The 13,916-nt window shown below is 46.2% G+C and carries 13 protein-coding genes and 1 tRNA gene; 4 read left to right on the forward strand and 10 right to left on the reverse strand.

Annotation, left to right across the window (positions count from 1 at the left end):
* The first annotated feature begins 288 nt into the window (after window positions 1-288).
* Window positions 289-663, forward strand: a complete 375-nt coding sequence (locus tag OC538_RS08945; protein WP_262174528.1) for a hypothetical protein — start codon at window positions 289-291, stop codon at window positions 661-663.
* Between the two features lie 102 nt (window positions 664-765).
* Here OC538_RS08945 and OC538_RS08950 read toward each other — a convergent pair whose 3' ends face one another.
* The 5 genes from OC538_RS08950 to OC538_RS08970 all read right to left on the reverse strand — a co-directional run bounded on the left by OC538_RS08950 (window position 766) and on the right by OC538_RS08970 (window position 3,043).
* Window positions 766-1,473: an FAD-dependent oxidoreductase gene (locus tag OC538_RS08950; protein ID WP_262174530.1), complete on the reverse strand. Its 708-nt coding sequence runs from the start codon at window positions 1,471-1,473 to the stop codon at window positions 766-768.
* The gene (locus OC538_RS08955; protein ID WP_251693443.1) at window positions 1,474-1,866 is read right to left on the reverse strand and encodes an SRPBCC family protein; all 393 of its coding nucleotides are present in this window, start codon (window positions 1,864-1,866) and stop codon (window positions 1,474-1,476) included. It lies immediately after the preceding gene.
* 3 nt (window positions 1,867-1,869) lie between these two features.
* Complete coding sequence (locus tag OC538_RS08960; protein WP_251693442.1) at window positions 1,870-2,190, reverse strand: ArsR/SmtB family transcription factor; 321 nt, start codon at window positions 2,188-2,190, stop codon at window positions 1,870-1,872.
* Window positions 2,191-2,383: 193 nt separating this feature from the next.
* On the reverse strand, window positions 2,384-2,848 hold the full coding sequence (locus OC538_RS08965) for a DUF2691 family protein (protein WP_262175249.1): 465 nt from the start codon (window positions 2,846-2,848) through the stop codon (window positions 2,384-2,386).
* Window positions 2,849-2,970: 122 nt separating this feature from the next.
* Window positions 2,971-3,043 (reverse strand) — tRNA-Ala (locus OC538_RS08970).
* 51 nt (window positions 3,044-3,094) lie between these two features.
* On the opposite strand from OC538_RS08970, the gene OC538_RS08975 reads away from it, so the two are divergent.
* Entirely contained in the window at window positions 3,095-4,129 is a 1,035-nt protein-coding gene (locus OC538_RS08975; RefSeq protein ID WP_262174535.1) for a DUF2804 domain-containing protein, read from the forward strand.
* A gap of 42 nt (window positions 4,130-4,171) precedes the next feature.
* On the opposite strand, the gene OC538_RS08980 is transcribed toward OC538_RS08975, so the two are convergent.
* Complete coding sequence (locus OC538_RS08980) at window positions 4,172-4,294, reverse strand: hypothetical protein (RefSeq protein ID WP_262174538.1); 123 nt, start codon at window positions 4,292-4,294, stop codon at window positions 4,172-4,174.
* Window positions 4,295-4,586: 292 nt separating this feature from the next.
* On the opposite strand from OC538_RS08980, the gene OC538_RS08985 reads away from it, so the two are divergent.
* Complete coding sequence (locus tag OC538_RS08985; protein ID WP_262174543.1) at window positions 4,587-5,057, forward strand: YusW family protein; 471 nt, start codon at window positions 4,587-4,589, stop codon at window positions 5,055-5,057.
* A gap of 43 nt (window positions 5,058-5,100) precedes the next feature.
* On the opposite strand, the gene OC538_RS08990 is transcribed toward OC538_RS08985, so the two are convergent.
* The 3 genes from OC538_RS08990 to OC538_RS09000 form a co-directional block, all read right to left on the reverse strand.
* Entirely contained in the window at window positions 5,101-6,930 is a 1,830-nt protein-coding gene (locus tag OC538_RS08990) for an ABC transporter ATP-binding protein (RefSeq protein WP_262174547.1), read from the reverse strand.
* The gene (locus tag OC538_RS08995) at window positions 6,911-8,653 is read right to left on the reverse strand and encodes an ABC transporter ATP-binding protein (RefSeq protein WP_262174550.1); all 1,743 of its coding nucleotides are present in this window, start codon (window positions 8,651-8,653) and stop codon (window positions 6,911-6,913) included. The genes OC538_RS08990 and OC538_RS08995 overlap by 20 nt, the downstream gene beginning before the upstream one ends.
* Before the next feature lie 201 nt (window positions 8,654-8,854).
* Window positions 8,855-9,757 (reverse strand): DMT family transporter, encoded by a 903-nt coding sequence (locus OC538_RS09000; RefSeq protein WP_262174553.1) that lies wholly within the window; start codon window positions 9,755-9,757, stop codon window positions 8,855-8,857.
* 132 nt (window positions 9,758-9,889) lie between these two features.
* Here OC538_RS09000 and OC538_RS09005 point away from each other — a divergent pair, with 132 nt between their 5' ends.
* Entirely contained in the window at window positions 9,890-11,539 is a 1,650-nt protein-coding gene (locus OC538_RS09005; RefSeq protein ID WP_251693402.1) for an EAL domain-containing protein, read from the forward strand.
* A 402-nt stretch (window positions 11,540-11,941) separates the two neighbouring features.
* Here the strand turns inward: OC538_RS09005 and OC538_RS09010 are convergent, their stop codons facing one another.
* Window positions 11,942-13,837 (reverse strand): beta-propeller domain-containing protein, encoded by a 1,896-nt coding sequence (locus OC538_RS09010; RefSeq protein ID WP_262174558.1) that lies wholly within the window; start codon window positions 13,835-13,837, stop codon window positions 11,942-11,944.
* Window positions 13,838-13,916 lie beyond the last annotated feature (79 nt).

Raw genomic sequence — 13,916 nt, forward strand, 5'->3', positions numbered from 1 at the left:
CTTTGTATGCATATGTGCCCTGCCCATTGACCAAGCAAATAATAAGAGCCCCTATCAAATTGTAACGGGTACGATTGTTGAAGGAGTAAAGCCTAAAGCCCTTTTTCTTAGTGAACTAAAGAGGTTAGTTTAAACCTATTATCTAAGCTTAGAAATTCAGTTGAGGCTTGAGCACAAAAAACGCGTCGTATGGAAAATCAAGTAGTAATAGTATCTCACTAGATTAAATAAAATGATAAAAGGAAGAAATGAGGTGATTTTATACTAGAGAAACTTAGGAAAATCAACTTGAAAACTGCTGTATTTATGGGGCTTATTTTTTACGCCTTGACTGTTTGCATCCATGTTCTAATTATTAGCGGCATTATTCCATTCACATGGGTTAATGGCGGACGCTCTGAATCCTTCGCTGCGCAGCTACCAATATCGATTATCAGTATCTTTATTTCTATTATTGGAGGAGTATTCACTCTGATTGCCGGCAAAAATATTCCACATACGCACAAAAGAGGAATAACCTATATTTGCTGGCTTTTTGTCGCACTTTGGTCTTTTGGGTTTATACAACAAATGTTTGGAACACCTTTTGAAAAAACAGTTTGCTCATTAATAGTATTGCTTGGAGTCATCTCGAACTTACGTATGGCGATTGAAAAAAGATAGCAGTAACACAAAATTCACAAGGACTTGCCTGGAAGAAGCAAATAAAAAAGAACCCGATCAAATGTTAATTTGATAAGGTTCCTTTAATTGTGCATAAAGCCGTTAGTACCCAAAAAAGACATCCTTTTTAATGCTCTTTTTCGATATAGAATTGCCTTGCAAGTGACCGGAGAGAGTTTCCACCATTGTCTTAGGTCCTGCAATATAGTAGGTACCATTGTTCAGATATAAGCCGGACAGCTTGCTTATCTCTTGTTGTAAATCACTCCTCGAATCAAGGTAAGTTACAGTTACCGAAGTATTGTCAGCAATTTTATCGAGTTCATCTTTATAGACAAATGACCCTTTGCTATCAATATAAAGTAGGTGTATTTGTTTTCCGACTCCATTCCCTTCCGCCACGATCTGTTTCAGCATCGACCGAAATGGTGTAATCCCAATTCCACCTGCGATTAGGATGGTAGGACTGTCATCTTTTAAATAAAACGACCCTACTGGCCCACTCATCCTTATTTTCATGCCCGGTTGCAGCTCTAACATCGCCTTCTTGAACTCACTCGGCGTATCATTAATACCAAGTGTTAGTTGAACAATATCTTCCGAGGGAGCAGATGCCAGACTAATTGGCCGTGTTCCATTTTTTATTTTCTTATGAGTAATTGTAAACAAACCATGTTGTCCTGCTTTCCACGTTACATCCTTCTCTTTTTCAAATAGGAACGTATACACATTTTCTGATTCCTTGTAGCTCTTAATGAATACTAAATCCCTCTTTTTAAATATCGCTATTGCGTCTTGAAAAAAGCCCATTTACATTTCTCCTAACAGTTTACTCAACTTGTCCACCATACTTGACCAACCATATTTCGCGCCATTGAATGCCGCCTGGTTTTCTTCTTCAAAACCGGTATGTTCAAGATGTAAGTGTGTAGTTTCACCCTCTTGCTTTAACGTCCATGTGACGATTGTATTTATCGGCCCACCGACCCATGTGTACGATAACTTGTTAGGCTCGTCCACTACCAATACTTCACTCTCTACAACTAAACCGATTGCCTCATTACGAAACTGACATTTGTATCCTACGATCGGTTTGAAATTATTTTCCATTACCCATTTTGCAAGTGTTTCTGAATTCGTTAAGGCATCCCATACTTTATTAACGGGACTCTTGAATTGAAAATCTAATGCTAAATCAGCCATAGTCTATTCCTCCAGTATATTCTTAAGTATTGCCGCTCTTTCATTCCAAAATTCCTCATAAAAAGATAACCAATCTTTAACTTCCTGTAAGGGAGCTGCATTTAATCGATACCTTGTTTCTCTGCCGATTTTACGATTCCTTACTAAATCAGCCTCCTTGAGGATAGCCAAGTGTTTAGAAACTGCAGTACGCCCCATTTGAAAATGAGCGGTTAATTCGTATAGCGCCATCTCCTCTGAACCTGCCAGTAACCTTATTAACTTTCGTCTAGTCGGATCTGCAATCGCTACAAAAACGTCGCGCTCTTGGTCAGTAGTAATCAAAATCCTCCCCTCCTCATGTGTGAATTAGACACTGTTTGGTGTCCTTATAATAAGACACTTAATGGTGTCATGTCAATTACAAATAAAAGAACGGAGAAGATATCGCAAGTTAACTGATACCATCCCCGTTCATAAACTTATTATTCATTACTGTGCCCCTTGTTATTGCTCCACCAATGGTCACTTTCTGTTACTACATCCATCCCCACACGGCTGAAATTGTATCTTTGTTATTCAAGAATCGGATGTCTCTATAACCCAAGGATTCGGCACGCTCTGAAATATCCAGGAGAATTTGTTTTTCTCGTGAATATATAATTACTTGTACTGAATCAACCACTATAAGCCCTAGTTTGCAGGAACTTTTCATGAAATCCGTTTCATTATTAATAGTTATTATGCTTTCTAAAGTAGGAAAGGCTTTAATATCCGCAAATATTAAATAGTAATCTTCTTTAGAAATGTGCTTCATGAATGATTTGCCATCCATTATTGTTTCGGATTCTGAGAATAATGACGAACGAAAATCATTTAAGTTATTACTACTTGAGTAATATGATTCTTCCGGGACTATCGACCAATACCAAGAAGATTCTGAAATACCCTCCAAAATTTCATACAACTGTTTGCCGTGTTCATTTCTTATTTGAAATACCATACCCTCCACTTTTTCATCTCCCTTTCTTCAATCGGGCACACGTAGCACGACAACAAGATATTTGACCAACTGAAATAAAAAAGAAACCTCATCAAAAGTTAATTTGATGAGGTTTCCTAAAATGGAGCATACCGGGCTCGAACCGGTGACCTTCACACTGCCAGCGTGACACTCTCCCAGCTGAGCTAATGCCCCGTAAATCTGCTACAATATAGATTATAACATGTCATAGAAAAAAGACAATAGATGGGGGAGATCTCCTTGCAACATGCAGAAAAAGAACTGAAGGATACGGTGTTTCTGTGCGATCAGAAAGGGATGCTGAATCCCGAAGCGATCGGATTTGCCCGTCGTCCGTTCATTATAAGCAATCTGAAAGGCCATTTCATGCGGAAGAAGAAATGGAATTATTGGTGTGTGTTCGGTGAGGACCTTCTATTTTCAGCGGCGATCAGCCATATGGATTATGCAGCTGTCTGTTTCGTCTACATGCTCGATTACGAGACGCAGCGCTTCTATGAGAAGCAGGTTGTGCTTCCTGTCGGGCGGAGGGTGAAGATGCCTGAAGACGTACTTGGCAGTGTAAAGTTCGTCAATGAGCGGATTTCAGTTCAGCTGGTCCATTTGCAAGGAGAAACCCATCTATCTGTGACGATACCGGACTTTGATAATGAAGTGCTCCATGCCGATCTGCATATTACGCATCCGGAAGAGGACGATTCGTTGAACGTCGTCATCCCCCGCAACCGAGATCGGTTCCAATTCACAGCGAAACATCATACATTGCCGACGACGGGATTCGTGAAGATCGGGGAGAAACGTTATGATTTCAATCCTGATTATAGCTTTGCAGTGCTGGATTACGGACGCGGCGTCTGGCCTCGCGAAGCGGAGTGGAATTGGGCGATGGCTTCCCAGCGTTTAGGCGGTCGGCGGATCGGGCTGAATTTTGGCGGTAAATGGACTGACGGTACGGGCATGACGGAAAATGCGGTGTTTGTGGACGGCGTCATGACGAAACTGCATGAGGATGTCATCTTCACGTACGACAAAGACAATTACATGCGTCCTTGGCATATCGGGACAAAGTTTTCCGACGATGTAAATTTGACTTTCTCTCCATTTTTCGAACGAAAATCAAAGACGAATGCACAGCTTGTACAAACGAACGTCAACCAACTTGTCGGCTATTTCAACGGAGGCGTCAAACTGCACGACGGTTCGACGCTCAGAATCCGGCAAATGCTCGGCTGCGCGGAAGACCACCGCGCGAAATGGTAGATAGGAACAACTGGCGAAAACGCCGGTTGTTTTTTTATGGCGTCAAAAGTGGTTATCACCGAATTGACGGGTGTTATCACCGATTCGAACGAGTTTATCACCGTTTCTCGACACGTTACCACCGATTCGGACGAGTTTACCACCGATTAGCATAAACTCACCCATTCCCCTACGCCATAAAATAGGTTTTCACCGGTCGACAGTACTTTATCACCGCTTGGACGCTGGTTATCACCACTCACGCCATCGTAATCACCACTTAAACATCTTTTATCACCACTCAAGCCATTTTCATCACCACTTAACCACAATTCCAGCGGATTTAAATAAATGCTTGCGGACAGCTCCCATTCCTCCCCTACCTCATGTCGCGATTCCTCCGAAATTGCCTTTGTGTTTAATTTTGCGTAATGAAGGAAATTACTGAACAGAAGACTACAACAGGAGGTTTGCGATCATGAGGAACAATATGAAGATCGTCATGCTCTTTTTAGCTATCGTGCTCGTCTTGGGCGCGTGCGGAAATGGGGGCAAAAATGCGGATAATCCTAAACGGGAGGATGCTACGCTTATCTATGAAAATGATCAGTCAGGCGACACGTTGAATACAGGGGACGGGTACGGCTTCAATAAATTCGACTTGGAGATAGAGGTCGATGGGAAAGATGTCATTGACGTGGAGTATGAAGTAGCGAAAGGTCATGAGGCCAAGTATGTGAATAAGTTGGCTAGTATGAATTTGAGGGATCAGGAAGCTTTCAATAAACTGGATCCGTTTTTCGTTAAAGTAGTGACAGGGAAGAGTATGGACGAAAAAGACGTCATAGCAAAGATTATGGAGTGGTTTGGAATAGACACGTATACGAAGTTCGATTTGGAAATCGACTTTGACGATGGCACGAAGATGGATATTGAAGATCGAAAATGATTATGAAACAGGCGAGGAAAATGTTCCCCGCCTGTTTTTGTGTTCAAATCTTCGAGTCCTTCAACATCGTATAATAAACCCCTTGTTTTTCGATCAATTCTTCTTGGCTGCCGGATTCGATGAGCTTGCCTTGATCCATGACGTAGACAGTGTCGGCTTTCCGGACCGTGTTCAGCCTGTGGGCGATGACGAAGCTCGTTCTTCCTTCCATGAGCCTGTCGAGCGCTTCCTGAATTGCGAGTTCGGTGACGGTGTCGATGCTGCTTGTCGCCTCGTCGAGTAATAGCAAGACGGGGTCTGCGACGAGCGCCCTTGCGATGGAGAGCAATTGCTTCTGTCCTTGTGAAATTTCGCCGCCATCCGCTGTCAGGATGGTATCATACCCGTTTTCAAGCCTTGAGATGAAGCTATGCGCATTCGCCTCTTTTGCAGCCGCGATCACTTCTTCGTCGGTGGCGTCAAGCTTGCCGTACCGGATATTTTCCATGACGGTCGCTTCGAACAAAAATGGATCCTGCAAAACGAATGCCGTCTGGCTCCGCAATGTTTCGCGCGGCAGTTCTTTGATGGGAATCCCGTCAATGAGGATCTGCCCTTCATTCGCTTCATAGAACCGGGCCAGAAGCTGCATGATTGTCGTCTTCCCTGCCCCGGTCGCTCCGACGAAAGCCGCCGTCTCGCCAGGTTTGACGTGGAAGGAGATGTTGTCGACCGTATAGCCGTCCGTGTCGACAGTATAGCCGAATGACACATTCCTGAATTCGACGTCCCCTGCGAGAATTGTGTCCGCATGCTCCGTTGCGTCGTCTTGTTCAATCGGCTCATCCATAATTTTGAAGACGCGTTCCGCTCCCGCAATTGCCGAGAGGACGGTATTGAATTGGTTGGAAAGATCATTGAGCGGCCTCGTGAATTGGCGGGCGTACTCGGAAAAGATGACGATCGTACCAATTGTGACGATTCCGTCCCCCTTCAGTGCAAGCAATCCCCCGACGCCCGCCACGATGGCGAAGGCTGCGTTGTTGAGCATATTCATCACTTTTGGGATGAACCCGGAGTATGTCAGTGCCCAGAAGCCCGTCCGGCGCAGCCGATCGCTCTTTTCCGCGAATTCCTCCATGACCCGCTCTTCCTGCGAAAATGCCTTGATGATCCGCTGTCCTGAAATCGTTTCTTCAATCATCCCGTTCAATTGTCCGACCGCTTGCTGCTGCTCTTTGAACAGCAATCCCGTCCGGCGGGTGATCCACCGAATCGCGATGAACATGACAGGAACAATGATCATTGTCAGCAACGTCAAAATCGGGCTGAGGTACAGCATCACGGCGAGCGTCCCTGACAAAGTCAAAATGCTTGAGAACACTTGGATGAATGATGAATTCAGCGTCTGGCTAACGTTTTCGATGTCATTCGTCACGCGGCTCATTAATTCGCCATGCTGCCGCTTGTCGAAAAACGTGACGGGCAGCTTTTGAAGGTGAGAAAACAGACTCGTCCGCAGTCTGAAAATCGTCTGCTGTGCAATGCCGACCATCCAGAAGCTTTGGAAATATAGGGCAAGGGATAATCCAGCGTAAATCGCGATCAGTATACCGATTTTTCCGCCCAAGCCATCGAATTCCATCGGGATGATATGCGCATCGATGATTTTCCCGATCAGGAAAGGGCCGATTAGCGCAAGGGCAGAGCTGACGAGCACGAGGGCAAGCACGAGGATGAGCAGCCCCCGCTGTTCATCGACGAGCTTCCAGATCCGGTGGAGCACCGATTTCCAGTCACTCGCACGCTCCACTTTCTTTCGTCCAGGACCTTTTATGTCCTCTTTCTTTATGATCGGTTCATATCCGAACGGTTTACGAATTGTTCGCAACATCGGCGCCCACCTCCTCTTCCGATTGGGATTCGGCTATTTTCCGGTATAATGCCGACTGCTCCATGAGATCGGCATGGGTACCATATCCGACGACCTTTCCTTCATCTAATAACAGGATTTGATCCGCACCTTTAGCCGTCTGCACTTTTTGCGTGACAACAAGCATCGTCGCCGCTTCCCCTTTCAACGCTTCCCATAAGGCATTTTCGGTTTTAACGTCCAATGCGCTCGTGCTGTCGTCGAGGATGAGGATGGAAGGCTTCCGGACAAGTGCCCGGGCAATCGATAGCCGTTGCTTCTGCCCGCCCGATAGGTTTACCCCTTTCTGTCCGACCCGCGTGCCGTACTTCTGAGGGAATAAATCGATAGATTCGTGGATCTGCGCTTTCATCGCCGCCTCGATCAGTTCATCAGGCTCCGCATCGCTGTCCCCCCATGAGAGGTTTTCCAGGATCGATCCCGTGAACAGGATCGATTGCTGTGGAACGAGACCGATCGTATCGCGTAAGTCCTTCAACGCCCACTCCTTCACTTCGATGCCGCCAACGTAGATTTTTCCTTCGGTCGCTTCGAACATGCGGGGAATGAGATTGAGAAGCGTCGATTTCCCCGACCCGGTTGCCCCCATGATGGCGAGCTTCTCCCCAGGTGCCACATGGAAGGACACACTATCCAAAATCGGTGTAGGCTTTCCTTGATAATGGAAAGAAACGTTATCGAAACGGAGATCCCCTTCCAGACTGCCGATACTCGAGCTTTCCATAGTATTTTCTTCAAGATCCTCATCAGCAAGCAGCACTTCCTCCATACGCTCAGAGGATGCCTTTGCACGAGATAATGCGCTGATGATGAATGCAAACATTGAAAATGCGCCGGTCATCCGCATTGCATAGTTGACAATTGCGACAAGCTCCCCGACTTGCGCGTTCCCATCACCGATTTCGATGGCACCGAACCATAGGACAGCCATCAAGCTGACGTTCATGATGAACAAGAGGACTGGCAAAATGAGCTCCATCATCCGCATCGCTTTGACGGTGTCTTTCCGGAGGGCCCCCGCTACTTTCGAAAATCGGCTCGCTTCGTACATTCCGCGCAAATACGCTTTGATAAGACGGACCGCCTGCAGGTTTTCCTGGATGACGCGGTTCACTCGGTCGAGCCTGTGTTGCACCGTTGAAAAATAGCCGACTCCTTTCCTCGCCATTACGAAGAGGAAGATGAGCAGGACCGGCGCACCGATGACGAGGTAGAGTGCCAGTTTCACATTGACGAAAAATGCCATGACCAAGCTTCCGATTACGAGCAAAGGCGCACGCATCATGATCCGCAGCGACATGAACAGGACGTTTTGCACCATCGTTACATCGCTCGTCATGCGCGTGATCAAACCCGCTGTCGGGAACCGTAAGAAGGTCGCCATGGAAAATGACTGCACTTGGCGGAATAGCGCTTGCCGCAAGTCGAACGCAAAGCTTTGCGCGGCGTGGGCGGCGAAGAAGGAATTGATTGCACCGGATAAGAATGCAACGAACGCCAGACCCATCATGAAGCTTCCCCATGTCCAAATGACGCTGACATCTTCCGCCAATATGCCGTCATCGATAATTTTCTTTATTAATAATGGCTGGATCAGCTCGACCGAAAGTTCGGTCAGCATGAGGAATAAGGCAATGAATATCGGCCATTTATACGGCTTTGCAAAGGAGAAAACTGTTTTCATCTTACCGGACCCCCAAAAAACTCTTTCGCATTACGAATTATTTTTATTGTCACCATTATGACATAGGGAGCGAATTCTGTATAGGACGTATATTGATTAATCCGGAAGTTCAGACATTGAGAGCCTTGTTATATCGGGCTACAGGACTTTATTTTATTACCCTAAAAACCGGAAGCCTATGCAGGATTCCGGTGTAATCAATTAGTCTTCTTTTGCCTTGCTTCCCGCCACTGAAATCCCTGTGACGCCGAGGAGCATGATTGCGCCTCCGACCATTTGCCAAAGGCCTAACACACTGCCAAACCAGATGACGGAAATGATTATTGCCGTCAATGGTTCGAAACTGGAAAGGATGCTCGTTTCCACCGGCGATATATATTTCATGCTGCTGAGGAATAGAAGGAATGCGGCCGTTCCGACGATGATGATGAGTAACAGCATCAGTGACAGGTTCACGTCGGCGAGCGCACCAATCTCTTTACCGAACCTCAATATATTCATGAGAAGGAGCGTCAGTCCTCCGATGAGCATGCCCCATCCAACGGAGAGGAGGACGCCCCATTCATTCATGAGCCGAACTGGATACAGTGTGTAGAATGCGAATGTGAATCCAACAGCGAGCCCGAAGAATAGCGCCTCCTTCGTCAATGCAAAGTCGGAAAGAGTCCCATTTGTCAAAAGCAGGAAGAGGCCGACCATTGTAACAACCATTCCGATCACTTGGGATGCTGGCGGGCGCACCTTTTGCCTGATTGAAACGAAAAGGATGATATAGATCGGCGCTAGGAATTGAAACAGCGTCGCAACGACCGCGTTGCTCGTGTTGATGGAGCCTGCGAATGAAAATTGGACGCCGAGCATTCCGATAACGCCGAAAATGGCCATTTGACGCAGCCACACCTTATGACGGAGCGGGCGTGTAATATGTATGCCTTTCATTTTTAATAGGAGAAGAAGCGCCACGCCGGCAATTAAAAGCCGGACGATTAGCATGAAGGAGACGGACATTTTACCCGAGTTCAGAATCCATTCCATCATTGGCCCCGTCGCACCCCAGAGCATAGCCCCGATGATGATCATGAATATCCCTTTCGCTCTTTCCATATCATTCCACCACCTTTTACAGTTGTTTAGTAACTTCATAGATCTGTTCAATCCGCCATAAAAGATGTAATGTAAATTCACTGAACTTCCTATATAATAAAATACATACGACATCCGAAAGGGGACAAAAAGATGAAATCGGCAAACCAAGCAAATAGAACCGAGCTGCCGCTAGTCATGGACAGTCTTGTAGAGTTCTTAATGGTGACCCGTACGGATGGTGAAGGCTTGATTACTTATACGAATCATAACTTCCTAGCTTCAAGCAATTGGACACCAAAACGAATTCTCGGAAAATCCTTTTGGCAAATGTTTTCCGAGGATGAACATAGCCAAGCGCAGGCCCATGCGATATGGAACCGGGTGACGAACGGGAAATCCTGGTTCGGCAAAGTTGAAAAACTTACGCGGCACGGCGAGCCCTATTACGTACAAATGATGGCAGTACCCGTACTTGACGACGAGGATACACTCACGTCCTGCACGTTTCTAGAGCTCGACATTACAGTAGAAGTAGAGCTGAAGGAGAAACTCCAACAAATCGCCTTTATCGATTTTGAAACAGGATTGATGAGCCGGCATAAATTGGAGACGATGGTCAATGAATATATTGCTGAGGACCGGCACTTTTCGTTCGTCTACATAGCAATCGATCACTATTATACACTGAAAGATCTTCAGTCGTATGATTCGGAATCGGTTTTAATCCAAGAATTCACGAACCGGTTGAAACGGTTTTTCCAAGGTGATCCGATCGCAAGGGTCGGAGTAAGCCAATTTGTCGTTTTAACATCCTTCGGGGATTGGTTCGTCCAAGGATTCCTGGAGTTCTTGAAGGAACAGCCGATCTATGTTGAAAACCACTCATTGCCTTTATCGGTAAGTGGCGGAATCGTGCGCTTCCCGGAAGATCAATCCTCCTATTCACATCTGTACAAGGCAGCATTGGCAGCAACAAAGACCATTACCGAACAAGGCGGAGGGCGCATTTCCTCCTTATCAGCCGAGTCCCACAAAGAGTTGAACCGCCGCTCCCTCATCGACAAGAAGATGCTGACAGCGCTTGACCACAACAACTTGCAGGTCGTCTACCAGCCGCAATTGGATATTGCGACGGGCAAAGTTCTCGTGTACGAAGCGCTTGTCCGTTGGGAGGATGCGGAAATCGGGCATATCCAACCGGATGAGCTCATACCGATTGCGGAGGAGAACGGGTTGATTCATGCCATTGGGGCCTATGTTCTTGAGGAAGCTGCATCACTCGCGGTGAAGCTCATGGCCGATCGGCCGGATATCCGCATTTCTGTCAATTCATCTGTGCGGGAGTTCGGCGATTCCTCACAAATGAAAGAAAAGCTGACAGGCATTCTCGAAAAGACGAAGTGCCCTGCTGATAAGATCGAGCTGGAGATTACGGAGAAGTTCGCCTTCCAAGCTGAACAGGAACATGCGATCATCCAACAAATGAAAGCGTTTGAAGAGACCGGTATACGCTTCATCCTAGATGATTTCGGAACGGGATATGCCTCTTTCCGGTATATGCAGCAGTTACCGATTTCCAAAGTTAAAATCGATAAAGTGTTCATCAATTCCCTGCTGACAATGCCTAAAACACGGCAGCTCGTCGAAGGGATGATCCTTTTCAGCAAATCGATGGGCCTATATGTTATTGCAGAAGGCGTCGAAACTGAGGAACAGTTCGAAGCATTGAAGGAAATGGGCGTTGATGCTGTTCAGGGGTACTATATCGGAGGTCCTGTAAAAGGGGCTGAGATTTCATAAGGAACGGAGCCGCTAGGGTGCGGTTCCGTTTTTTTGATTGATGGAATGAATGAATTCTTGCGCGGAAGAATGGACCTTGAAACGGAATGAATGGACCCTTGATCAAAAGAATGGACCCTGAACCACAATGAATGAGCCCTTGATCAAAAGAATGGACCCTGAAACGCAATGAATGGGCCCTTGATCAAAAGAATGGACCCTGAAACGCAATGAATGGGCCCTTGATCAAAAGAATGGACCCTGAACCGTAATGAATGGGCCCTTGATCAAAAGAATGGACCTTGAACCGTAATGAATGGGCCCTTGATCAAAAGAATGGACCTTGAACCGCAAAAAATGGGCCCTTGCATGATCATCTCAACTAAAAAAAGAGGGAGCGCATGCGCTCCCTCCCCTTTCCCATCAGTTCATCTTCATCGTGCTGATTTCCTTAAACGAGTCGAGCTTATAGCTTTTGACTTCGTCCATCGATAGCGTGAACACGCTGTCGCCGCTGTACAGTAACCGTTGGATCTGCTTCTCCCATTCTTCGTATTGTTCTCCGGACGCTTTCTTTTGCACCAAATCGCCCTTCAGTACGATTCCACTATCCGGTGTAATTTCATAAATGAGAGCTCCGGAACCTTTATAGTCCACTTCGAAATCCTTAGCCCCTTCTTCATACATGCTGACCGGGAAGCCGAACAGATTTCTCTTCTTATGCTGGAACAGCGCTTTATGGTCGTATTGCAGAGGTGAGTACGTGCCCCGCCCTCCAATGATTTCCGTATATTTCTCTTTCGGATTATGAAAATCGGTTACGTCGAACAGTGAGATCTTCATCCCTTTGGTGAGGATCAACGGCTCACCTCCCGAAGGATTTTTCTGCGCAACTGTGTCATAGCCGAAACCGATCAAATGATTTTCATCCAATGGGTGCAAGTAATTTGAGAACCCCGGTATTTTCAACTCGCCCAACACTTTCGGCTTCGCTGGATCCGCAACATCGATGACGAAAAGCGGGTCAGTCTCCCTGAACGTCACCATATACGCCTTATCCCCCATGAATCGCGCGGAGTAGATGCGCTCCCCTTTAGCAAGGCCTTTCACCGATCCGGTCATTTCCATCTTTTCATTCAAAATATACAGATGGTTTTTGGACGGGTTTTTGTCGTCCCACATATTCCCTTCCGTCATGACAACACGGAAATTCCCTTTGTATTCATCCATCGAGAATTGGTTCAAAATCGTCCCGCTCAACTCGGCAGATTGATAAAAATCAACATTTGTCCCGTCCAGTTTGAATTTGAATATCTCGGTATCCGCTTTACCCGGATTCCAGATCATGATTTCAGCACCACGGGAATTCGTGCTCTTTTCATATTTCAATGCCGTTAAGTAAAGATGGTCTTTCGTCATGTACATCTGGTCGCTGCTGCCGAGGAACCCTTTCGTTTTCAGCTCTGCCGTTTTCGGCGTCGTCAAGTCAATTGAAGCGATAACGGAATAGGAAGGATCCACCGCTCCAGGTAAAATGGAGATATCCTTGAATTCCATGAATTTCTCTTCTTTTTCATTCGAATCCAAAATGCGCGGACGCAATGCGTCTCCTTCGATTTCTTCCATTGCCCAGAAGTTCGGAAATACATTTGTCACGAGATAAAGCATGCCCCCCGTCTTCCGGGCGCTTTTCATATAGCCTTCCACTCCAATTTCACGGATGAACACTGGCTTTTCCGGCATTTCGATGTTGTACAGACGGACAGTCGTCAAGCTGTTCATCGGCATCATTTTATCCATTGCATTTGATTTATCCGTATCCGGATAGCGCTGCATTTTTTCTCCGAGAACAATGAGTAAGTCGTCATGTAAAAATAGCTGTGACGGATAATAGTCGTCACCCGGTTTAATTTCAGCCGCGACTTTCATCTTTTGAGGGTTTCGGATATCAACGACTTTCACAGACGTGCCTGCAAAAATGGAATAGATATATTCGCCATCCGTTTTCACCATATCCGATTCATCAACGCCTTCAACTTGATTATTCGTCGAAGAATGATCACCTCCGCCTACCGCATTCGATGACTCCGCACTGTCCATGGAGGCTTTTTCCGAAGACTCTTCAACTCCATCAAACCTTACCGCGACGGACTGCATATCTTTTGCTCTTTTGAAATATGCTTTCAAATCTTCCTCAGAGCTGATCGAATCGATAGAACCATAGGCGGAAACGTCCGCCTTCTTCGTGAAGATCGAAATGCCTGCAACGACCATGAATAAAATCATCGAAATGATCAACCATATTATCGGTTTCCTCAATTTCATCACCTTTCTTTGTCTGCTTCTTTACTTAGTAGACTTGTCGGAGAGATTTACGTTTCACCTTTCGGAAAAAACA

The organism is Saccharococcus sp. Marseille-Q5394, from assembly GCF_946901335.1.
In the GTDB taxonomy this organism is placed as follows: Bacteria; Bacillota; Bacilli; order Bacillales_A; family Planococcaceae; genus Sporosarcina; species Sporosarcina luteola_C.

What these genes read in the sequence shown, in the direction of transcription:
- OC538_RS08950 (WP_262174530.1), bottom strand. Translation starts at nt 1,473, where the DNA reads ATGGGCTTTTTTCAAGACGCAATAGCGATATTTAAAAAGAGGGATTTA.
- OC538_RS08955 (WP_251693443.1), bottom strand. Translation starts at nt 1,866, where the DNA reads ATGGCTGATTTAGCATTAGATTTTCAATTCAAGAGTCCCGTTAATAAA.
- OC538_RS08965 (WP_262175249.1), bottom strand. Translation starts at nt 2,848, where the DNA reads ATGGTATTTCAAATAAGAAATGAACACGGCAAACAGTTGTATGAAATT.
- OC538_RS08975 (WP_262174535.1), top strand. Translation starts at nt 3,095, where the DNA reads ATGGGGGAGATCTCCTTGCAACATGCAGAAAAAGAACTGAAGGATACG.
- OC538_RS08980 (WP_262174538.1), bottom strand. Translation starts at nt 4,294, where the DNA reads ATGGGTGAGTTTATGCTAATCGGTGGTAAACTCGTCCGAATCGGTGGT.
- OC538_RS08985 (WP_262174543.1), top strand. Translation starts at nt 4,587, where the DNA reads ATGAGGAACAATATGAAGATCGTCATGCTCTTTTTAGCTATCGTGCTC.
- OC538_RS08990 (WP_262174547.1), bottom strand. Translation starts at nt 6,930, where the DNA reads ATGTTGCGAACAATTCGTAAACCGTTCGGATATGAACCGATCATAAAG.
- OC538_RS08995 (WP_262174550.1), bottom strand. Translation starts at nt 8,653, where the DNA reads ATGAAAACAGTTTTCTCCTTTGCAAAGCCGTATAAATGGCCGATATTC.
- OC538_RS09000 (WP_262174553.1), bottom strand. Translation starts at nt 9,757, where the DNA reads ATGGAAAGAGCGAAAGGGATATTCATGATCATCATCGGGGCTATGCTC.
- OC538_RS09005 (WP_251693402.1), top strand. Translation starts at nt 9,890, where the DNA reads ATGAAATCGGCAAACCAAGCAAATAGAACCGAGCTGCCGCTAGTCATG.